Below are 22,101 nucleotides of genomic sequence, written 5' to 3'. Positions count from 1 at the left end.
CTTCAGACGGTAAAGGCGACCGAGGTCCAATCCATCCCGTTCACTTGCAACCGGTGCTCCTCGCGCCCAGCCTGCGGGATCACCCGTGGCCAGAAGGCGCTGGCGGGGCCATTGCCGTCGTACCACGTCACCTCCCAGTCACCCGGATTGGCCTCCAGCAGCGCCTGAAACGCCCGCCGCCCGAGACCGCGCCCCTGATGGGGCCGCAGAATGCCGAACTCCGCGACATACCAGCAGGGGCTGCGCTCACGGATAGTGCAATGGCGGGTGATCAGGGCAAAGCCCGCAGGCGCGCCATCCAGCGTAAAGAGATAGGGGTGCGCCCATCCCTCTTCGAGGATGTCATGGTCAAAGCGCCCCGCCGCATTGAGCCGGGCCCCGAAGTAGGGCGCCATGTCATAGAGATAGAGCTGGAGCAGGTTGGCGATGACGGGCCGCGCCGCCTCGCCCGCCGGGATAACCTTGAACTCTCCAGCCACCCGCCTCAGCCCTCGCCGGTCATCCGCAGGATGCGGCTCACTGCCAGCTCGTAGCCCTGCGTGCCGCAGCCCACGATGATGCCATCGGCCCGCAGCGAGATGTAGCTGTGGTGCCGGAAGCTCTCGCGCTTGTGGACGTTGGAGATATGCACCTCCATCACCGGGCCCTCAAAGGTGTTCAGCGCATCGAGGATCGCCACAGAAGTGTGGGTATAGGCCCCGGCGTTCAGCACAATGCCTAGCCCGTCCTGCCGCGCCTCGTGGATCAGCTCCACCAGCCCACCCTCGTAGTTGCTCTGCTCGGCGCGGATCTCCACCTCGCCCGCCACCTTGCGGCAGGCCTCGGTCACGTCATCGAGGGTCTCGTGGCCGTAGATCTCCGGCTGCCGCTTGCCCAGCAGGTTCAGGTTGGGGCCGTTCAGGATGTAGATGCGCTTTGCCATATGTTCCTCCGCGTCGTCCCGCCCTTTTCCCTGCCCGCGTCAGCAAGATCAAGCCTCGTGGCGGCGTGCGCCGCCCGCCAAGGAGCACCCGGCAAAACATGGAATGCGCCGCAGGCGCACCGTTGAACAGCAACCGCTGCACAGGCGCCGCGCAGGCGCCCCCTATTGTGCGTCGTCGTCGAAGCGGAAGTATCCGAGGGCAGCCGAAGCGGCATTCTGCTCCGCCGTGCCACGCTGACGGATCTCGGCCTGGATGATCGGCATCAGGCTGCTTGTCGGCGTGCCTGCCTGCGTGTCGGCGCTGCCGATCTTGTTCTCGGTCGCGATGGCCAGCATCAGGTAGGGTACGATCTCGCGGTCATCCGCCCCCTGCGGGCGCAGCGCTAGTGCGAAGGTCGCGGTGCCATCCTCCTGCGGTTTCAGCCGCGAGGTGAGGTTATAGGCGCCGCCCCGGCTGTCGATCAGGAAGAGCGTGATGGTGCGGCCTTCGATCAGGTCGATGGTCCCGCGGATCGGGTCGCCCGCCTTCAGCACATCCCGGTCCAGCTTCAGCGCCGGTGGGCGGGCCTCAGAGCGAGTGATGTTCTTCACGAAGGTCACCACCGAGCACTGGCTGTCATCCACCAGCCGCGCGCCGATCTTGGGATCGGTGTCGAACTCCTCGCGGAAGGCGGTGAGCAGCTCATAGAGCGGATCGACCGAGGTGGCATAACCTTCGATCTCGAACTCATCAGGCACCGCCGAGCGAATACCGACATGCACGCAGAGCGGAGTGGAATAGCTGTTCACCCAAGAGATCATTCGCCCGATGGTGCCAAAGTCGATCTGCCCCGGCGTGGTGGGCGTCTCTTCTCTGGCAATCACCGTGCCTTCGGTGGCGCTCAGGCTGTCATCGACCGGGCCGATCTCGCCGCCCGCCAGTTGATCCGGCGGGGCGGTGGTGTTGGCGCCATCGGTGGTGTCCGTGCCATCCGTGTCGGTGGTGTTGTCGGCCGTGGTGGTCGTATCACCGCCATCGGTCGTGGTGTCGCCACCATCCGTTGTGGTCGTGGTGTCGCCGCCATCGGTGGTGTCATCCCCGCCATCGGTGGCGGTGGTCGCGTCGCCCTCGTCCGTGGTGGTATCGCCGCCATCGGTGGCGGTCGTCGTATCCCCCCCGTCGGCCGTTGTCGTATCTCCGCCATCGGTCGACGTGGTGGTGTCGCCCCCGTCTGCGGTGGTCGTGTCACCGCCATCAGTCGCATCGGTGCCGTCGTCGCAATCGTCGATCGGGTTGCCGCTGTCATCGAACCGCACCGTGCCCGCGCAGCCCGTGGTGGTGGTGCCATCGCCGCCGGCTGTGGTCGTGGTGCCATCGGTCCCGTCCGTCCCGGTGGTGCCATCCGTCCCCTCGGTGCCGGTCCCGCCTCCGCCCTGATTCACGCCGGGAATGAAGCCGCCAAAATAGGCCCCTGCCCCGCCGCCAACGATGACGAGCGCGAGCAGTGCTGCGATCAGGCCGCCCTTGCCCTTCTTCTCCGCGGGCTGTGGCGGCGGCACGGTGGAGGCGGGCGGCAGCGTGGTGCCCACGCCGGTGCGCTGCGGCGGCACCGACCCCGGGAAGGGGCTGTCGGTGTTCACATCCTGCGGCGGCATGCTTTGCGGTGGCATGCTCTGCTGCGGCGGGGTGGTAAAGGCGTATTGCGGCGGCTGCGAGATCACCGTCGGCCCGCCGCCCGGCGGCATGCTCTGCTGCGGCGGAATGCTCTGCGGCGGCTGTGAATACTGCGGCGGCACCGAGTGTTGCGGCGGCACCGAGCCACCCGGCCCCGGAACCGCGCCCAAAGGTGCGGCACCCCCGGCCAGCGCGGCCGGGTTGTCGATGTACTCCAGCACCTTCGCCATGCTTTCCGGCCGGTTGGCCGGATCGGGCGAAAGCATCATCTCCAGCAGCGGGCGCAACTCGTCATGCACGCCCGAAAGGTCCGGCACATCCATCCGCCGCTCCACCGCCTCGGCCGGGCTGTCGCCCATGTCGATCGGTTCGCCACGGCAGGCGGCGGCTGCCACGAGGGCCAGCGAGTAGATGTCGGAGGTGCCCTCGATCACGCCCTTGAATCGTCCCAGCTGCTCGGGGCTGACGTAGCCGTACTTGCCCGCAAACTGCCCGCCGAGCAGCGTGCCGCCACCGAAGTTGGCCGACTTGGCGATGCCGAAGTCGATGATCTTGGTATGGCTGATCAGCCCGTCCTGAATGACCACGTTGTCGGGGCTGAGGTCACGGTGAACCACGCCGAGGTCATGCGCCTTTTGCAGGCCCGAGGCGACCCGGCGCATCATCGTCTTCACGTCCTCGACGGGCATCTTGCCCTCTTCGGCGTAGTAATCGGCGAGGGAGCGGCCCTCGACGAATTCCATCACCAGACAGGCACGCTGGATGCCCGGATCGACGGTAAAGAGCATGTAGCGAACGATGGCATCATGGTGCAGGCGGCCCAGCACCGTGGCCTCTTTCTGGAAGAGGCTCAGGATCTTCTCGTCATGCGCGAGGGCGGCGAGCACGATCTTGATCGCCACCGGCTCCTCGGTGTGAATGTTGAAGCCCCGATACACCTCGCCCATGCCGCCGGTGGCAATGTGCTCGGTGATCTCGAAGGTGCCCATGATCTGCGTGCCAATCGCCACGCCGGTGGGAGCCGCCGTGCTGATGACAGTCTTCTGACTGTCAGGCTTCGAGTTTTCCTGCTCGTCGCTGGCCATTGGGCCTTAGATCCCTTCTTGCGGCAGATCGAAGATCGCCGTCATCGGTGTGACCTCGGTCTTGTCAAAGGCACGGACCACGACAACGGTGGTATTGTCGGTCGCGCCGCGTTGCAAGGTCAGGTCGAGCAGCATGTCACAGGCTTTCTGCGGCTGATGCTTTCGTGCAATTTCAAGGATTTCATGATCTTCCACATGGGCGGTCAGCCCGTCGGAGCACAGGATGAAGGTGTCGCGGTTTCTGAGCGTGCCGTATTTGTGATCCAGATGCACATCGGGATGCACGCCAATCGCGCGGGTGATGACATTCTTGCGCGGCCAGTTCGCAGCCTCTTCGGGGGTGATTGCGCCCCGGTCGAGCAACTCATTGGCCTCAGTGTGATCGCGGCTCAGCTGGGTCAGCTGACCGTCGCGGATCAGGTAAACCCGGCTGTCTCCCGACCAGACGCAGGCAAAATGCTGTTCGAACACCAGCAGCGACACCACAGTCGAGCCGATGGTCGCGCCCTGGCTCATCGCGTGTTGCTGGATCTGGCCGTTGGCGCGGGTGATCCGCTCCACGAAGCGGGCCTGAAGATCGGGGGCAGAGGTGGCGCGGCCCACGGTCGCGAGGTGCTGAACGATCGCACCCGAGGCAAAATCGCCGCCGTGGTGCCCGCCCATCCCGTCGGCCACAACCCACATACCCCCATCGGGAAACGTGTAGAGGTTGTCCTCGTTGTGGTCGCGGGCATAGCCGGTATGGCTGATCTCCCCGGTCTCGAACCTGAACTGCTTTGCATTCATAGCGTCAACGCCCTGTCCCCGGGGCCCTCGCGTGTAGCGGCGTTTGCCAAGTTTCTGTTACGGGCGGTCAAGGGTCAATCCTTCCCGCGCCCGCGCAGGGAGAAGAACCCCCTGAGGCCCGATTTCTTTTGCCCCAAACCACCGTCTTCCCCGTCTTCCGGCGGCCCACCAAAAGGGCTGTCCTCCCCTTCCGGCAGATCCTCCTCTGCAGCAGGCCCGTCTCCGCCGGCCTCCTCCTCATGCGCCTCCAGCACCGGCTCGGCCTCATCCGGGGTATCCTCGGTGGCCTGCGCGTCGTCCGATGGTACCTCGGCGGGCTCCTCCGGCTCCCCTTCCAGAGCGAGATCATCCTCGATCTCGTAATCGTCCTCCGCAACCATCGACACGTCGATCACCGGGCCGCGCTCGGCAGGTGCATCAACCGCTTCCGCGCCCTCGTCCTCGTCGCCGGGGATGTCGAAGTCCTCGTCGACCACCATCGACACATCCACAACCGCCCCAGCCCCGGGCGCCTCAGCGGGCGCATCCGCCTCGGCTTCGCTCTCAGCCTCCGGCGCCTCTTCTGCCGCGCCACCGCGCAGCGACGGCGGCATGGTCGGCGTTTGTTCGGACTCTGCCTCGGCTTCTTCCGCCTCTTCGTCCGGCTCGCTCAGGCTGGCGTAAATGTCGCCCTCTGCCGCGCTGCCACCGATGCCATAAGGCTCGGGGCCAGCATCGAAGAGATCTTCATCCGGCTCGGGTTCCGGCTCCGGCTCCGGCGCAACCTCCGGCTCAGGCTCGGGCGGCGTATCCTTGGCCGAACCCGCATCCGGAAAGTCCCAATCCTCGCGCGGCGCATCAAACGGGCTTTCTGCCTCGTCACCAGTGATCGCATCAGTCCAACTGGCATCATCCACCGCGTCCGAGGGCGTGGCCCATGCCAACTCCTCGCGGGAGGCCTCCGCGCCCCATGCGGCGGCTGCTTCGGCCTCTTCGGCATCGCCGATCAAGTCGCGCGGCGGCACCGTGGTCTCACGCGGGCGGGCGGCGGCGGCGGCAGCCCCTGCGCTGGCAGCGGCGGCCCCTGCGGCCGGGCGCGGCGGGGCGGCAGGCTGCTGCACCCGCGCGGGCGGCCCGAAGCCCCGCAGCATCGCCATGAAGCCTGCCGCATCGGGCATCCCGTCCAGCGCGATCATCCCGGGGCCGACATAGTCGTTGCCCCCCGTCCACCAATAGCTCCGCTCGAAGGCAGCAAGCTGGTGATCGTGGTCGCGCACGTCGGCCAGCATCTGGCCCAGCCCGTGCTCACCATAGGCAAAGAAGGCGTTACGCCGGTCCTCGCCCAAGGCACAGGGCGCGGCGTTCGGCTCCGGCAGCGCGGCCAGAAACCCGTCCACATCGCCATCGAAATGCGCCGACTTGGCCGCCAGAAGCGCGCGCTCCAGCATGCCATACCAGTCTTCCATCGGGTCCGAGAGCGGCGGCACCGGATGCTGCGCCCCCATCCCCGAGAGCACCAGCGTCAGGGGAAACTGCCGCCCCACCCTGTCGACCGACGCGGTGAGCGCGCCCGCCATCGCATGCCCAAACACGCCTGGACCAATCCAGAACCGCCAGACCGGGCTTGCCTCATAGGCCTGCCCCCATTCGCCCGCCAGATGGTGCTTGGCCCCGCTCATGACCTTTTCGAGCCAGCCTTCCCAGAAACTCAGCACCTCGGGCGGCATGGCCCGGGTGATGAAGTCGCCCTTGGCGGGCAGTTTTCCGAAGAGACCGAGAGGCATGCTGTGCTCAGGAGCCTCCCGTCAGAGCCCGGTCGGGCATTTGAACTCGGTGAGTTCGGACATGAAGAAGGGGTTCACATCGGTGGCCAGCGTCATCTTGTAGGCAATGTGCCGCCCGTCGATCGTGTAGCGCACCGCGATCACATTGCCCGACACCTTGGGCCGCCCGGCGTTGAGGAACTTCACGAAAGCCCAGCTCCCGCCCTCGCTCATGTTCGACTTGCGACCGCGCATCTCGGGCGTGAAGACCAGCTCCACATTGCTGCCGGAGAGGCTGCCGGGCCAGCTCACGTTGGCGGGCGTGTTGCCCTTACGCCGGGTCAGCACCACCTGCCCGTTGATCGTGAGCTGCGCCGTCTCCACGGCCCCATGCAGCGAGGTCGGCACGATCTCCATGTCGATCTGCGGAATGCCCCCGCCGGTCGGGAAAAAGGCATCGCGGATCGCCGCCGCCCGCTCGAACTGCTTGAGCGTCGAGGTCGAGAGCTTGCCGGCCAGCGGGCCGCTGTCTTTCCACGTCCAGCTGGTGCCGTTGATGTTGGCGTATTGGCTCAGGTTCTCGAGGAAGAACCGGTCCATCACCCCCTGCGGCGCGAAGAGCTTGGCAAAATCCACGAGGCCAACATCGCGGGCCGAGGCCTTTGAGAAGGGGAACTTGCTGTCGATCACCGCCTGGCAAACCTGGGTGACCTGCTGGTTCAGCAACTCGTTGAGGCGCGCCACCGAGGTGTTCGCCTGATCGCCCTCGAAGTCATCCACCGCCTCCTGGATCATCCGCTCCATCGGCTTGGGTAGCCGCGAGCTGGCCTGCTTCAGCGCGCCAAGTTTGGCGGGCATCTCGCGGTCGGCCACCTCGGGGAAGTCGACGGCGGTGATCAGCGTGCGCTGCATGTCGCCCAGCGTCTGGATCAAAAAGTCGATCCGGCGCTGCGGCGGGTCACCGACCATGAGGTCGTGCCAGTCGGCATAGTAAGCCTCGATCTCGGCACCCGGCAGGCGCACCTGCCCGCCACCGCCGCCGCCCGTAGTCCCCGCCCGCTCCTGGCTCTTGCGGAACACCACGTCGAGACCGATGCGCGCAAGGCCGGACTGGCGGTTGACGAACACTGCCGCAGCGCGCGAGCCGAAGTCTCCGGCCACGTCCTGCGCCGCATCGGCGGCACCGTCCATGCCCGCGGGCGGCTCGTCTGCGCCCTTGTTGTATTCGGCGGTGAGGCTGGTCTCCTCCATGATCTCGGTGGTCAGCAGCAGGATCGGCGAGGTGCGCGGCGCAGAGGCCGCCGCCAGCGCCTGATAAGAGGGCTTGTCGGCGCTCATCGGGCGCAGCTTGACCGAGGCCAGCACGCGGTCCCACTCGGCGATCCAGTCGTTGGTGTAGCGCTTCAGAAGCACCGGACCGAGGCCCTTGATCTGGTCTTCGATCTGCGCTTCGGCGGCATACTCACCCATCACCCACTGATCCTTGGTGAGGTTGTCTGCGATCTGGCTGAGCTGCGGCAGAAAGAACTCGTGAAAGCCCGCGTAGGTAAAGAGCGGCGAGATCACCAACTCGTCCAGCGCCTCGCCATTGACCCCCTCCAGCACCAGATCGGCATCGCGCCCGGCCCGGTTGGCAATCGAGAACGGCTCGATCCCGGCAAACTCGGCAGTGGCGAGGATGAGGCTGTAGGCTTGATCTTCCACGTTCATCCGCGCCAGCAGCCGCTCGCCCTGATCGATGAGCGCACCGTTCAGCTCGAAGCTGGGCTGTTGCGCCGCGTCCAGTTCCAGCATCGCCAGCAGATGCGATTCCAGCGCGGCGCGGGTCTCCGGGTTGGTGCCGGCATAGGTGTTGCGGCGCCAGTCGTCGCGGAAGTAGCCGATGATCAGCTCGTCGTCGCTCTGCGGCGCGAGGTTGCCCAGCAGCTTGTAAACCTTCAGCGTCTTGTAGACCGCCAGCACCTCACCGGTGCGGATGAAGTCCTCAAGCTGCTGCTCCAGTTGCAAGATCAGCCGCGAGCGGAACATCCGCTCCAGCGCCTGCCGGTAGGTGACGCTCGCCGCCGAGCGGACAGAGCCGCGCTGGCTGAGGCCAAAGCGCTCGCTGAGCGGCGTGTCGGTCGCGGTGTCGGCGTAGCCCATCGGCATGTTGCGCAGCATCTCGAGGTGCGGCAGCACCTGCAGCAGGTCGATATCCTCCACCCGCCCGGTGTTGATCTCGTCCTGCGCCGCCAGCTCGTAATCCGAGATCGCCGCCTCCGCCGTGTCGATCAGCTGGCGGTTCTGGTAAAAGCTCAGGCCCCAGAGGCCAAGCATCCCGAGGGTCGCCAGCACAATCAGCGTGATCGTCGAGTAGCGCCAGATCGCGGCACGGCGCACCGCCCTCTTGTCAGTGCTGACCCAGCCCGCCTCGGCAAAGATCACCTTCTTCAGCAGGTCGTGCAGGAAGAAGCTCTTCGCCTTGCCAGACATCTGGCCCTGCGCCATGCCGCCGAAGTTGCGCTGCATCGCACCCAGCACCTGATCAATCGGGGTGCCCTCTTGCGTGCCGGAGGTAAAGTAGAAGCCACGCAGGTTGGCCGCCACTTTGTAGCGGGTATGGCCAAAGACCCCGCGCATGAAGTCGCCCAGCCGCTCACGCAGCATGGCCACCTGACCGGGGAAGGAGAAGATCGCGATCCGGTTGATCCCGTCAGGCTCTTCCTGAAGCCGGTCGGTGACCTCCTCGGAAAGCCGGTTCACCAGCGCCTTGTACTCGTCGTCAAACCGCTCGACCGTCTGCTCCTTCTTGCTTTCGGTCTGGAAGGTATGGCCCCACACCTTCTGACGGCGCGACTGGCTGAAGGAGCCGAAGAACTCCATGAACCCGCTGATCAGATCGGCCTTGGTGAACATCACATAGACCGGGAAATCCACGCGCAGCTCCTCGTTGATCTCGTTCAGACGGGTGCGGATGATCTCGGCATGGGTCTCGATCTCGCCCGGGCTCGCGGTCATCAGCTCCTGCAGCGAAATCGCCAGCATCACGCCGTTGATCGGCTGGTTGGCACGGGTCGCCTTGAGCAGTTGCAGGAAGCTGGCCCAGCTCTTGCCATCGGCCTCAGCATCGCTGTCCTGCGTGGTGTAGCGGCCCGCGGTGTCGATCAGCACCGCCTCTTCGCTGAACCACCAGTCGCAGTAGCGGGTGCCGCCCACCCCGGCCACCGCGCCCTCGCCTTTCTCGGCCAGCGGAAACTTCACACCCGAATTGAGCAGCGCCGTCGTCTTGCCCGAGCCGGGCGGGCCGATGATGATGTACCACGGCAGATCGTAGAGGAAGGACTTGGAGCCGCTCGACTTCTTGAGCACCTCCATCGCCTCGGTCATCTTCTCGCCAAGCACCTCGCCGTCGCCGGTGACCTCCTGCTCGGTCAGCGCCTCTTCGAGCTTCTTGGCCGCACGGCGGCGGCGGATGAACTTGATCAGGTAAACCGTGCCCACCGTGAGCCAGACCACGGCGATCATCAGCACCCGCACCCAGACCGGCTCGAACGGAGTCGCCTCGCCAAAGCCGACCAGCGGCAGGGCGAACCAGACCACCACGAACCACAGGATGAGAGAGAGGACGACCAGCGTTCCGATGATCCAGCGTTTCATCTCGCGTTCCTTCCGCCCCGGGGGCGCTTGAATTTCAACCGGCGTCCCTCGCCGATGCGCCGTGCGGCCGAGCCGCCCGCGCTCAAATCTGTTGTTCCAGCGTCTCTTCGCGCTGAATCATGATCTCCACCCGCCGGTTCAGGGCCTTGCCCTCCGACGTGTCGTTGGAGGCAATCGGCTCGTCCTCACCGCGCCCGTCCACCTCGACGCGGTCGCCGTTCGACAGGAGCGGCGTGATGACACCCGCCACGCTCTTGGCGCGGGCAACCGATAGTTCAAAATTGTTCTTGTACTTGCCACGGCCCGAGAGCTTGTCGCTGTCGGTGTGGCCAATAAAGCGGATCGGCCCCGGCTCGTCTTCCAGCACCTGCGCGATCTCTTCGCCCAGCGGAACGAAGTCTTCCTTCACATCCGCCTTGCCGGAGTCGAACAGGATCGAGTTGTCGAGCTTGACGATGATGAAGTCGCCCTTGATCTCAACCGTGATCGCATCGTTGCCCGCAAAAGCCTCCTTCAGCCGGTCAAACTGGCTGGTGTCCGGCGGCGCGGGGGGCAGCGGCGGCGGGGTCACCACCCGGTCCCGGCGCACCAGCTCGATCATCTCGCGCGGGTGCAGGTTGCGCATGTTCTCGGTCAGCTCGTAGCCCTCCGAGGTGAGCATGAGCCGCATCCCGAAGTAACCGCCCGCAAGGATGGCCGAGGCAAGGATCGCATAGGCCCAAACCGGCACCTTGGTAAAGCTGCGCCGTGCCGCCAGCTCGATCCCCTTCCACCGCGGCGAGATATCGTCATCACCGCGCGACTTCACCCGCCGCAGCGCCTCATAGACGCCGCGTTTGATCTGGGCGAGCTTCACATCGCCGCCCTGCATGGCGCGATACTGGCCCTCAAAGCCCAGCTGCATGCAGATCAGCATCAGCTCCAGCAGGTGATACTTGTGAATGGGGTTCTGGAGCGCCTTGTCGACCTCCTGAAAGAACCCAACACCCGCCGTCCGCTTGTTGAAGAACCGCGCCGACATCGAATACTGCAGCCAAACGCCCCGGTCGGTGCCAGGCAGGTTTTGCACGATATCGTCGGCGGTGCCGCAGACGCAGTATTTGGCAATCAGCGCATCCGTCTGGTCGACGCCGTGCTCGAGCATCTTCTCCTCGAATGCCTCGATCTCTTCGGTCACGTGCTGCATCAGCGGCACGGCGTGCATGTCCACGACCTGAGAGCGCAGCCGCCCGAAGAGCACCAGCAGCGAGGCCGCCGAGGCAACGATTGGGTTGGCATCGGCCGACATGCCGGAGGTTTTGGCCGAGAGCGCCGCATCGAGGCTGATCTTCTTCACCGGTGCGCGCTGAACCGGCTCGTCCTTGCGCATCTCGGGGAAGAAGCCCTCCTGCTGCGGCTTGGCGCCCATCCACTGGCCGGCGTTCTGGTGATCGTTCGGGCCGCCAAATCCGCCGCCCTGCCCCGGAGGCGGGCCAAACCCGCCACCGCCACCCTGGCTCGGGCCTGCGCCGCCACCGCCGCCGCCCCAGACATCGCCGCCACCCGCGCCGCCGTCATTGCCGCCGCCAAAGCCGCTGTCCTGTCCGCCAAAGCCACCGCCCTGCCCCGGCGGAGGCGAGGCCGGTGCGCCGCCCCATCCGCCCTGCGCGGGCATGGAGCCGCCGATCACGGTTTTCTGCGAGCCCGGTCCGGTGGTCTTCTGGCCACCGAAAGCGCCGCCCGGCATCGGGCGGATCACGGTCTTGCCAGAGTCCTTCTCGTCGCTCATCTACCTGTTCTCCTGAATGCCCCAGATCTCCAGCTTGAGATCGGGCCAGTCACCGGCAAAGTGCAGGCCGATGGCCGGGGCCGTCGAGAACTCGCGCCACATCGGGTTGTTCTTGTCGATGTTGAAGTAGACGTGGCTCGTGACGGCGCGGATCTGCCGGGGCGGCGTGGGCATGTGCACCAGCTCCAGACCCGGCAGGTTGTTGTTCACGATAGCATTCATCTGGGTGTTCGGTCCAACCTTGCAGAGCGCGGGGAACTGCTGCTGGATCTGGGTGAGCGGCTTGTCGGCCGCAACTTCGAGCACGAAGGAGGCATCGCGGAACAGGTTCCGGTCGGTGACCTTGGCCATGAAGCTGCCCGAACCGGGGCGCAGCTCTTCCACGTTGAGACGCACGGCGCGCCCCACATCGCGGCTCAGCAAGCGCTGGATATCGCGGGTGATCGGCTCGAAAATCTCTTCGAGATTGTCCTGGTCATAGGGCGGGTACTCGATGGCAAGGCGCTTCTCGTCGAACGTCCAGAGCTCGCCCACCAGCCGCAGGAACAGCTGATACAGCTCCTCGGGGTGGATGTACTTGCTGTTCCGGTAATGCCGCAGCAACCCGATCTCGCGGTTGAGCACCAGCAGCATGAAGTAATCGGTCGCCTGAAGCCCGCCGCCCGAGGACGGGTCAGAGGCATAGCGCGCAAGGCTCTCCAGCTTGGTCTCGACCCAGCCCACCACGCGCTCGATCCAGCCCGCCACAACCGGATGGGCATGGATGGTCAGCACCGGCGGCGCGAATTTTTCGTCAAAGATCACGGTCTTGTCGCGCACTTCGACCACGCGGGCGAGGCGCAGGCAGTTGTAGCCGGGCTTCTCGGTCTTGCGCACGTCGAACTCGACCCGCGGATGCGCCACTTCGATATCCTGCTCCAGCCGCATCGAGGCGGTGCTGTCTGCCACCGTCTCCGCCGAGAGCTTGTAGCGCGCCGAGCGGCTGGCCTCATCCTCGGTGCCGACCTCGCGGCCGTTCACCTGCACCATCGGCAGCGTCAGCCAAACACTCTGCCCTTCCGAGCCTTCCGGAATGTCGATCGGCGGCGGCAGCTGGCTGGTGCCAGGCATGTCGAATGGGGTGCCATCAGGAAAGATGCCGGTCGCCGACCGCAGGCCGAACTTCATCTGCTGGGCCACGTCCCGATCAATCTCGATCTGGGAAAAGCCCCAGGGGTAAGGCGACGCCAGCCGGGTGCGGGCCTCCAGCAATTTCTCAAAATAGCGGTCGCTTTGTTGGAAGTGGTGAGGCTGAAGGAAGAGCCCCTCTTTCCATGCAACTTTAGAAAACCAGCTCATTCAGGGCTCGCAGCGCATTCCAATGGTCGTTTCGCAATATACTGGCAGGATCGGTCCTAACCTGAAAGGCACAAATAACTGACAGGCCCGGCAAAACCTCCCGGGCAATGCCCCGGCACCTTGCCAGAAAGAAGCGGGGTGCCGCAAGGGCACCCCGCCAATTGTCACGTTGGGTTCACGCCCGCCCGAAGGCGGCTGCAAACCGGGTCAGAACTGGAGCCGGATCTGCGCCGTGAGGCTCACCGCTTCCACATCTTCCGAGAACCGCCCGTCGATCCGCGCCGAGGCGTTCAGCTGCTTGGCGGCGCCCACCTGACCGTCGAGGATCTTGATGTAGCTCAGACCAACCGAAACCTCGCCGAAGTCGCCGAGCGGCTCGGTCTCGATCGGCAGGCTGGAGGTCGAGGTCACATAGGTCGCCTGCAGCGGATCGGAGAAGTCCTTGTAGTAGGTCGCGGTGACGAACTGGTTCCACGCGCTGTCGCCCGCCTCCCCGATGACCGTGCGGGCCAGCGTGGCGCCGACAAAGCCGATTGAGGTGGTGTGGTCTTCAAACACCATCCGGCCCACTTCGGTCGTCTGGTCGGCGGGGTCGCGCAGGATCACGTCGTCGGTCGAGCTCTTGGTGATCCCGAAGCCGCCGGTAGGCACCAGCGTCAGGCTGTCGGAGAGCGGGTAGGAGTAGCTCAGCGAGGCCGACAGCGTGGTCGACTTGCTGTCCACTTCCTCGTCAAAGAAGCCCGCTGCCGGGGTCACCCCATCCGCCTCGAGCACGAGGACCGGGTTGTTGAAGGTGAACTTGGTCTGCTCGCTGCGGAGCTGCACGTCAGCAGTGTAGGCATCCTTGGCGAAGGCCAGGTAAGCGCCCACGTAGCTCTGGGTGAAGTCCGTTTTGGTGGTCGAGAGCAGCGTGGTCGGCGTCGGCGTGCCGGTGGTGTAGTCGATGTTGAACACATCCTGCGAGGTATCACCCTCGTTGTACCCGAGGATCACACCGCCGGCGATGTCGAACGGGCTGTCCGATACGTCGAAGCAGCCGTAGTCCATGCCCAGCGTCAGACCGGCAAAGTTGGCCTCCACCGTCGAGGGCAGGTTCGACACGCCGTTGTTGGTGCGCGCCGTACCGGTGGCAGAGCCCCCGGTCATCCGCGCCCATGCGCCGGTGCCGCAGTTGTCGTCATCCTCATAGGCCAGGCCCGAGACGAAGGGCGAGGACGGGCGGTTGACGATGGTACTGATCAGCGACTGAACGAGGCCGATGTTGCCCGCGACCGCGCCGATACCGGCGCTCACGTCGGAGAGCACATAGGCATCGCCCGAACCCGGATCATAGACCGCAAAGTAGGCGGTCGCCCCATTCACGGTAATCAGCGAGTCATCGAAGCTCAGATCGGCGCCCGAAGAGGAGGCATTGATCAGCACGTAGTCGGTCGGGTTGGTGAAGTTGCCGGTAAAGGCCACATCTTCGAAGCTCAGCGCCACGTTACCCGAAACCGCGCCACCCACGGTGATCGCTTCCTGCACCGGCACACCGCCGCCGTCGACGCCCGAGAACGAGAGCGTGCCGCCGGAGAAGGCGAGGTTGCCCCCGATCGAGAGGCTGTCCGCCGTGGTGCCATTGGATAGGTCGATGGTGCCCGAGCTGCTGACGTTGCCGCCAATCACACCGCCCGAAGCGCCCAGCACCGTGATGGTGCCGCTGCTTGTGGTGCCGGCGGTCGTCGAGAAACCACCGCCCTGATCCAGCGTGATGTTGGCGTTGTTCGTGAACCCGCCGGTAATGGCAAGGTTCGCAGCCCCGCCATCGAGGAAGTCGCCATCGTTGGTGAAGGTGCCGGTCATGGTGCTGGCACCATTGACGTTGAAGGTGCCGTTGTTGCCGAAGTCGCCGCCGATCGAGCTTCCGGCTTCAGAGTTGAAGGTGCCTTCGTTGGTCACCGCCGCGTTGATGGCGCCCGAGTTGTCGACCGTGTCGTTGTTAACAAGGCTCGTGGCGTTGATGACGCCAGTGCCGGCGTTGGTCAGCGTGGCGTTGTTCGTCACGATGCCCACGTTGCTGTCGGCGCCCACGGTGCCCGCGTTGGTGAAGTTACCATCCAGGGTCAGGTTGCCCGCATCCAGCGTGCCGCCGACTTGGTTGGTCGACACTTCCGCGATGGTCACATCGCCGGTGGCGTTGAAGTCCCCCGAGTTGTCGAGCGCGCCGTCGATGGTGGCGGTATCGGTGTTGACCACGCCTGTGGCGGTGACGGTCAGCGTCTCGCCGCTCTCGTTCGTCAGCGCATCGCTCGCGGTCAGCGTCCCGTTGTCGACGGTGAAATCGGTGTTGATGGTGGCATTGACCGCCGACAGCTCAAAGCCGCCGAAAGTCACCGCGCCGCCGTCACCGCCGGTATCGTCTTGGATGAAGTCGCCACCCACATCGAGATCGCCCGACATGACGATGGTCGCACCATCGGTGTTGGTGACATTGCCCGAGACTTCAAGCGAAGCCGTCACATTGAACGTGCCGCCATTCTGGTTGATCACCTCGCCATCGATCCCGGCGGTGGCACCGGTGCCCGCTGCATCCAGCATGCCCTCGTTGGTGATGGTGTCGATATCCAGCAGACCTGTGGAGGTGACGGTTTGGCCCGTGGCGTTCGAGAGGCTGGCCGCCTCCAGTTCCGCCCCGGCCGCCACGTCAATCGCGCCGTTGGTGTTGGTCACGGCACCGGCCACGTCCAGCAGGCCATCGGTCACCGTCACGGTAGAACCGGCGCCATTGTTGGTCACCGAGGCCGCCGTCATCGTGCCGGAGCCGGTCTGCTCGAGCGAGCCGCCGGTGTTGGTCACCGCGCCGCTGAAGTCCATCGTGCCCGAGCCGGTGTTCTCGATCGTGCCGGTGTTGCCGGTGGCCGAGGTGGCCGAGAACGTGCTGTTGTCGGCGTTGGTGATGGTGCCGGAGTTGCCGTTCACCGACCCGCTCAGGGTCATGGTGCTGCCGCCGGTGTTCTCGATGATGTTGCTGTTGTTGTTGGCCGTCGTCGCCGTGAACAGCCCGCCACCCGAGTTGCTGATGGTGCCGGAGTTGTTGTTCACCGAACCACTCAGACTGATCGTGCCGGTCGAGGTGTTCTCGATCGTGCCGGAGTTGCCATTGGCATTCACCGCCGAGATGGTGCCGGTTCCGACATTCTCGATGGTGTTGGAGTTGGTGTTCAGGTTGCCACTGAAAGTGGCGTTCGCCGTGCCGCTGGTGGTGAACGTGCCGGTGTTGCCATTCATGTTGGTGGCCCCGAAGGTGCCGCCTTCGACATTGATGTCACCGCTATTGGTCACGTCATTGGTGACCGTGAAGGTGCCATCGGTGTTGACCGTGCCGCCCGTGTTGGTCAGCGACCCCGCCGTCACCGTGCCGTCGTTGTTGTCGACCTCCGAGGTGGCATCGAGGTTCAGATCGCCCGTGGCATCCAGCGTCGAGCCGCTGTCCACCGTGGCCGTGGCATCCACCAGCGTCACATCGGTGTCGGAAGAGAGCGTGCCGCCCGCATCCACCGAAATATCCTCGTTCAGGTCCACATCGCCCGCGGTCAGGGTGTTGCCGGCGAAGGTCACGTCCCCTGCCCCGACCTGCTGGTCGAAGGTGCCGGTCACATCGAGGGCACCGTCCAGCGCAATCTGACCGCCGGCCTCGTTGGTCAGGTTGCCGTCGATATCACCCGAAAGCGAGGTCAGCGTGCTGGCGTTGTCCACATCGCCATTGATCTGGCCGGAGCTATCGAGCGTCGCGCCCGCCGCCACGTCCACGCCGCCTTCGATGGTACCCGTGCTGGTCAGGCTGCCGGAGACCAGCGCCACCTGTGCGCTTTCGGAGTCCAGCGTGCCGTCATTGGTCACGGTGGCGCCGTCGATGGTCACCGTGTCGCCGATCAGGTCGCCGCCATTGATCACGCTACCGCCGTTCAGCGCCACCGCGTTGTCCACGTCCAGCGTCCCGCCCGTCGTGTCCAGCGTTCCGCCGGTCTGAGTGTAGGTGCCCGTGCCGGTCACCGTGAGGGTGCCGGTCACATCGAAGGTGCCGCCATCCTGCTCTACCGCGCCGTCGATGGTGCCGTCGCCCGCGTCCACATCACCAAGGTTGGTGAGCGTCGTGGTCGTCAGGGTGCCGCCGTTGGTAATGGCCAGGTCGCCGTTGGCCGCGTTGTCGAAGTTGCCAGCGGTCGAGATCTCGCCATCGCCGTCAATCGTCACCGTACCCGCAGTGTTGGTGAAGGCGCCGGTGTCGACGTTGAGAGTGCCGGTGCCGCTCACATCCACCGTGGCCGCCGCATCGTTGTTCACGACCGCATCGGCCTGAAGCGTTCCGGCCGAAACTTCGACGGTCGAGGCCGCGCCATCGTTGGTCAGCGTCCCCTGAACATCAAGCGTGCCGCTCCCGGCCTGCGTGATCGCGCCGCCAGCGCCCTGATCCACATCGCCGACAATGGTCATGTTGCCACTATCGCCCGCCGCATCGCCGTTGGTGATCGTGCCGGTGTTCTCGGTGATGCCGGAGTTGATGTTGAAATCGCCGTCGCCGAGGTTCTCCAGATCGCCCGCGTTGTCGCCGGTGATCGAGGCAATGGTCACGGTGCCGTTGCTGCCATCGGTGATGGTGATCGAGCCGTCTGCGTTGTTGGTGGTCGCGCCCAGCTCAAGCGCCGTTGCGCTATCCGACGACACGTCGATGGAGCCGTCGTTGGTGGTGGCCCCTGTCACCGCAAAGTCACCGTTGCCCTGAACGGTGATCGTCCCGTCATTGTCGAGCGTACCGCTGATGTCGGTATCGCCACCCGCGCCGAGGGTGTTGAATGCGCCATCGCTGGTCACGACCAGATCGGTCGCCGTGGCGGTGCCGGAGTTGTCCACGACGCCGTTGGTCACCGAGAGCGTGTCCGTCGCGTCCACCGCGCCGTTGGCGTCAACAGTCAGGGTCGCGCCGCTGTCGATGGTCACGTCGGTGTCGGAGCTGAGCGTGCCGTTGGTCACGGTCGCATCGGCGTCGATGTCCACATCGTTCGCGGTCAGCTCGTTCCCACCCATGTCGGAGAGCGTGCCGCCATCGTGGCTATAGGTGCCAGCCACGGTCAGCGTCCCGCCCGAAACATCCACCGCACCGCCGGTATTGGTCAGGTCGCCCCCCAGCGTTGCCGCCGCAGAGGTATCCAGCGAGCCGCCCGAGAGGGTGACATCCCCCTCGATCGCGCCTGCCCCCGTGCCGGTGCCCGCCACGGTGAAAGTGCCGGAGGTATCCAGCCCGTTCGCGCCGGTGCCCACGTCCAGCACACCGCCAGCTGCGATGGTCAGGGCATCGTCGTTGTCGAAGGCCCCTGCCCCGCCGTTCACCGAAAGCTCGCCGCCGTTGATGGTCACGGTGCCGTCGGTATTGGTCGCCGAGGTTGTGACCTCGAAGGTATCGCCCTCGACGGTCAGCGATGCACCGCCGCCATTGAGCGTAAGCGTGTCCACCGTGGCCGGGCCATTGCTCGTCATCTCGCCGGAGTCGGTCAGGTTCACTGTTCCAGCGGTGAAGCCCGCGCCGTCATGGTCGATGACGCCGGTGCCGGAAACATTGATCGTCTCGCCCGTGGCGGTGAAGGTGCCATTGTTGTCGAGCAGCCCGTTGCCGTTCACTTCGATGGTGCCGCCCACCGACACGGTCACGTCGTTGCCAGCACCAACAGTGAAGCTGGAGTCACCCCCGAGGTTCAAGTTTGTGCCCGCCGTCACGACGGTGCCAGCCGAGTTGATGTTGATCTCGCCGTCGTTGAGGTTGTTGATGCTCCCGGCGGTGGCCTCCAGCGTGGAGCCTGCACCGTCGAGATTGTAGATGCCGGTCGGCGCACCAGCGACACTGTCGTTGTTGATGTCTCCGGTCAGGTCGGTCACGTCACCGCCCGCCGCGATGTTCACCGTGGTGTCGTTGTTGATGGTGTTGCCGCCACCAACGAGGCTGGAGCCCACACCAACGCTGACACCGCCGGTGCCGGCGGTGTTGATGGTCTCGGCAGTCACGGTCATGCCATCGGCGATGATCAGGGAGCCAGCGCCCGAGGTGCTGAGGTCACCGGTGCCGCCACCATTGGTGTCGATTGTGATATTCGCATTGGCGGTTAGCACGCTGTTCTCGGTGATGGAGATCGACGCGACGTCGATAATCTCGTCATTCACCGTCACCGCGCCGCCGTTGATCGCGCTGATCGAGTGATCGCCCGCGCTGAGCGGTGGCGTGCCGCCTTCGATGGTCACGGTCGCGCCATCGGCCACGAGGTCATAGTCCACGCTCGCGGTCGTCAAATCCTGCTGGGTCGTCAGCTGATCGACGTTGAAGACGAGGCTGCCGCTGTCATTGGTCTGATCGAAATTGGTTCCGATCGTCACGTTGGTTGCGTTGATCTCGAAGGTCTCACCCGCATCCTGCGTGATCGCACCATCAAGCACCACGGACCCATCGATTGTGGTGCCGAGGTCAGACGAGGAGGTCAAGCTAACGGTGCCACCCGTGGTGTTCTCGATGGCGCCAAGCGTCAACGTGCCACCCGACGTGACATCGCCCGCAAGCGTCGTCGTCGCGCCCGAAACGTCGAAGGTGCCGGTGACTTCGAGAGCACCGGTCACATCTACAGTGCCGCCGGTCGCGCTGACGTTGCCGTCGATGCCTGCACCGCCGCCTGCGCCATCCACACCGGTGCCCTCAAGATCGAGGTCGCCGGTGCTGGCGATATCGCCGGTCACGAGACCGGTCGAGGTCAGGTCGCCGCTCGCATTGACCGTGACATTGCCTGCCACCTCGCCCTGGTTGTCGAGCAGGCCGGAGTTCACGGTGATCGCCGTTGCCCCGCCGTCAGTGGCCGTCAGTGTGTCACCTGCGGAAACGGTGACTGTAGGCGCCCCACCGCCACCGCCGATGACCATCGTCTCCGTGGTGAGGTCACCCGCCGTGGTGAAGCCGCCGTTTTGCACATTGGTAACGCCGCCAACCTCGAGGTCGCCACCCATCGCGAAGCCGGCACCAGTGTTCAGCACCAAGTCGCCGGTGATCCCGGTGGTGGTCGCCGAAGTGCCGGAGATCGTGGTCGTGGTCCCACCACTCACCGTCACGGTACCGTCGATTAGCCCGGTCGAGGTGAGAACAGCGCCGCCGGGGCCGCCCCCCATTGTGACGTCGCCATCAATGGTGCCGTCGTTCAGCAAGTTGCCTTGGAAGATGTAGACGTTCACATCGGTGGCCAAGGTCGCGCCGGACGCGATGTCTATGGTTGTGCCGGTTGCCGCCGTCACCTGGCCGGTGGAAGTCAGCGTGGCACCATTGGTGATGTTCACGGTGCCCGCGTCCATGTCGAGCGCGCCGACGGTCAGATTGGAATCGACATCAATCGCGTTGCCGCCGTTCTGCGTGAGCGTGCCGGTGATCTCCGCCGCCCCGGTGAGGGTGATGGTCCCGCCTGTGCTGTTGGTGACATTGCCGTCCACCGCGGCGAGCTCACCCGTCGCACCGCCACTTGCTTCGCTGACGCCCGCAAGGGTCAGCGTGCCGACATTGAGGATGGTGCCTGCCCCAGCATTCACGGCAACCTGGCCACCATTCACGACGATTTCGCCCGCATTGGCGATATCGGCGGTCGAGGCAAAAGTACCGCCGCCCGAAACGTTCAACCACTCACCGGCGTTGGAGTTGGCCACCGAGGCCGTGCTCAACGTGCCGTCGGTGACGGTGATCGTTCCGTTGGCCGTGTTCGAGAAGCTCTCGGCGGAGGTGGTGCCCGAGCCGGTCTGGCTCACGGCGCCATCGCTGGTCACGCCGCCAAGTGCAGAGGTGCCCGAGCCGCCGAGGGTCAATGCGCCGCCATTGTTGACCGTCGTGGTGCCCCCCGAGGCCACATCAATTGCGCCGGTGCCCGAGGTCGAGAGCGTGCCGGTCACATCAGCCGAGGTGTCGATGGTCAGGGTCGCCGTGCTGGCATCCACCGTGCCCGAGGTCACCGTTAGCGTACCCACCTGCGTCGCGTTGTCGATGTCGATGGCGTTGGCGCTGTCCTGCTCAAGGTCGCCGGTGATCTCCAGCGCGCCCGCGATGTTGAGCGTGCCGGTGCCTTGGTTGGTCACGCTGCCATCGACGCCACCTACCCCGGTGCCGCCGACGCCCGAAAGGTTGGCGCTGCCATCATTGACGATATCGCCAGTGACCAGACCGCCGGAAGTGAACGAGCCGCCGCTGGCCACGGTGACATCCGAGGTGATGGTGCCCTGGTTGTCGAGCGCCGCACCACTTTGCACATCCACATCATCAGCCGCAGTGCCTGCAGTGGTGAGCGAACCGCCGGAAGCGATGGTCACGGTGCCGGGGCCGGTTACGTCAATCGTATCGACCGTATTGGCGCCACCAAGGTCGAGATCACCGGCGCCCGCCGTTGTCAGGGCAATGCCGTTGGTGCTGCCATCGATGTCGGAGTTGATGATCGCGGTGCCGGTATTGACGGTGATCGTGGTGGCGCTATCCCCGCCATCCTGAAGGGTAATAGAGCCGCCCTCGACTGTATAACCATCCACCTCAAAGGTGATGTCGCCAACCGCTACACCGCCTGCGTCCACGGTGACGGTGCCCGGGGTGGCACCAAAGACGGCGTTGTCCCCTGCATCGAACGCCGTGTTCGCCCCGCCACTCGCTGCACTGTCCCACTGCGACAGCGCATCGAGTCCACCTTCCGTCCAGGCGCCGTCGCCGCCATCGGCTGTCGTGGGTGACGTGCTGTCGCCATCCCAGAACAGAGTGTCTTGCGCGATGGCCCCCTGCCCCGCGACACCCAACGCAATGGCTGTCGCCACCGCCGTGGTCGCAAGGAACTTCGCTTTGCGATGTTTGTCGCTGGCTCCGCCTGCCGAAATTGCAGTCGCGGCCTCAGGGTTCTGGGTGCGGAAAACGCTGCGCATGGGAATATGTCCTCTCGCCTTCAAATTCTCGGCGCGATTCACCGCCCACCTCGGCGGGACTCCGCGCACTTGCCCGAGACACTACTCACCACCCGGTGATGCGACAACGGTGAATCTTAACCACAACACCTTGGGGCCTTCCGCTGGGGCATGCCCCCATCGCTTTGTTGCCCCGCCGCAACAAATACACCTCAAATTGTCGATTTCGGGCGCCGATG

The 22,101-nt window shown here is 65.2% G+C and carries 9 protein-coding genes; all 9 read right to left on the bottom strand.

The genetic code is table 11. The features are described from left to right. Window positions 1–2: 2 nt before the first annotated feature. The 9 genes from ACUXVX_RS09345 to ACUXVX_RS09305 all read right to left on the bottom strand — a co-directional run bounded on the left by ACUXVX_RS09345 (window position 3) and on the right by ACUXVX_RS09305 (window position 21,883). A complete protein-coding gene (locus tag ACUXVX_RS09345; protein WP_446311309.1) occupies window positions 3–479 on the bottom strand; it encodes a GNAT family N-acetyltransferase in 477 nt (158 codons plus the stop codon). A gap of 5 nt (window positions 480–484) precedes the next feature. Beyond that, window positions 485–922: a type II 3-dehydroquinate dehydratase gene (gene aroQ / locus ACUXVX_RS09340; RefSeq protein ID WP_446311308.1), complete on the bottom strand. Its 438-nt coding sequence runs from the start codon at window positions 920–922 to the stop codon at window positions 485–487. A gap of 162 nt (window positions 923–1,084) precedes the next feature. Continuing rightward, window positions 1,085–3,661, bottom strand: a complete 2,577-nt coding sequence (locus tag ACUXVX_RS09335; protein WP_446311307.1) for a protein kinase domain-containing protein — start codon at window positions 3,659–3,661, stop codon at window positions 1,085–1,087. A gap of 6 nt (window positions 3,662–3,667) precedes the next feature. Next, the gene (locus ACUXVX_RS09330; protein ID WP_222469840.1) at window positions 3,668–4,447 is read right to left on the bottom strand and encodes a PP2C family protein-serine/threonine phosphatase; all 780 of its coding nucleotides are present in this window, start codon (window positions 4,445–4,447) and stop codon (window positions 3,668–3,670) included. Window positions 4,448–4,521: 74 nt separating this feature from the next. Further along, window positions 4,522–6,210, bottom strand: a complete 1,689-nt coding sequence (tagF, locus tag ACUXVX_RS09325; protein ID WP_446311306.1) for a type VI secretion system-associated protein TagF — start codon at window positions 6,208–6,210, stop codon at window positions 4,522–4,524. Window positions 6,211–6,231: 21 nt separating this feature from the next. Next, a complete protein-coding gene (gene tssM / locus ACUXVX_RS09320; protein ID WP_446311305.1) occupies window positions 6,232–9,825 on the bottom strand; it encodes a type VI secretion system membrane subunit TssM in 3,594 nt (1,197 codons plus the stop codon). Window positions 9,826–9,907: 82 nt separating this feature from the next. After that, the gene (gene icmH, locus ACUXVX_RS09315) at window positions 9,908–11,593 is read right to left on the bottom strand and encodes a type IVB secretion system protein IcmH/DotU (protein ID WP_446311304.1); all 1,686 of its coding nucleotides are present in this window, start codon (window positions 11,591–11,593) and stop codon (window positions 9,908–9,910) included. Beyond that, a complete protein-coding gene (gene tssK / locus ACUXVX_RS09310; protein ID WP_222469844.1) occupies window positions 11,594–12,931 on the bottom strand; it encodes a type VI secretion system baseplate subunit TssK in 1,338 nt (445 codons plus the stop codon). 207 nt (window positions 12,932–13,138) lie between these two features. Continuing rightward, window positions 13,139–21,883 carry a hypothetical protein gene (locus tag ACUXVX_RS09305; protein WP_446311303.1) on the bottom strand — a complete coding sequence of 2,915 codons (8,745 nt, stop codon included), beginning with the start codon at window positions 21,881–21,883 and terminating at the stop codon, window positions 13,139–13,141. Window positions 21,884–22,101 lie beyond the last annotated feature (218 nt).

The sequence above is a fragment of the Vannielia sp. SX4 genome (genome assembly GCF_052828525.1).
Note: the sequence above shows the minus strand (reverse complement) of the source record. Positions and strands in the feature narration are given on the sequence as shown.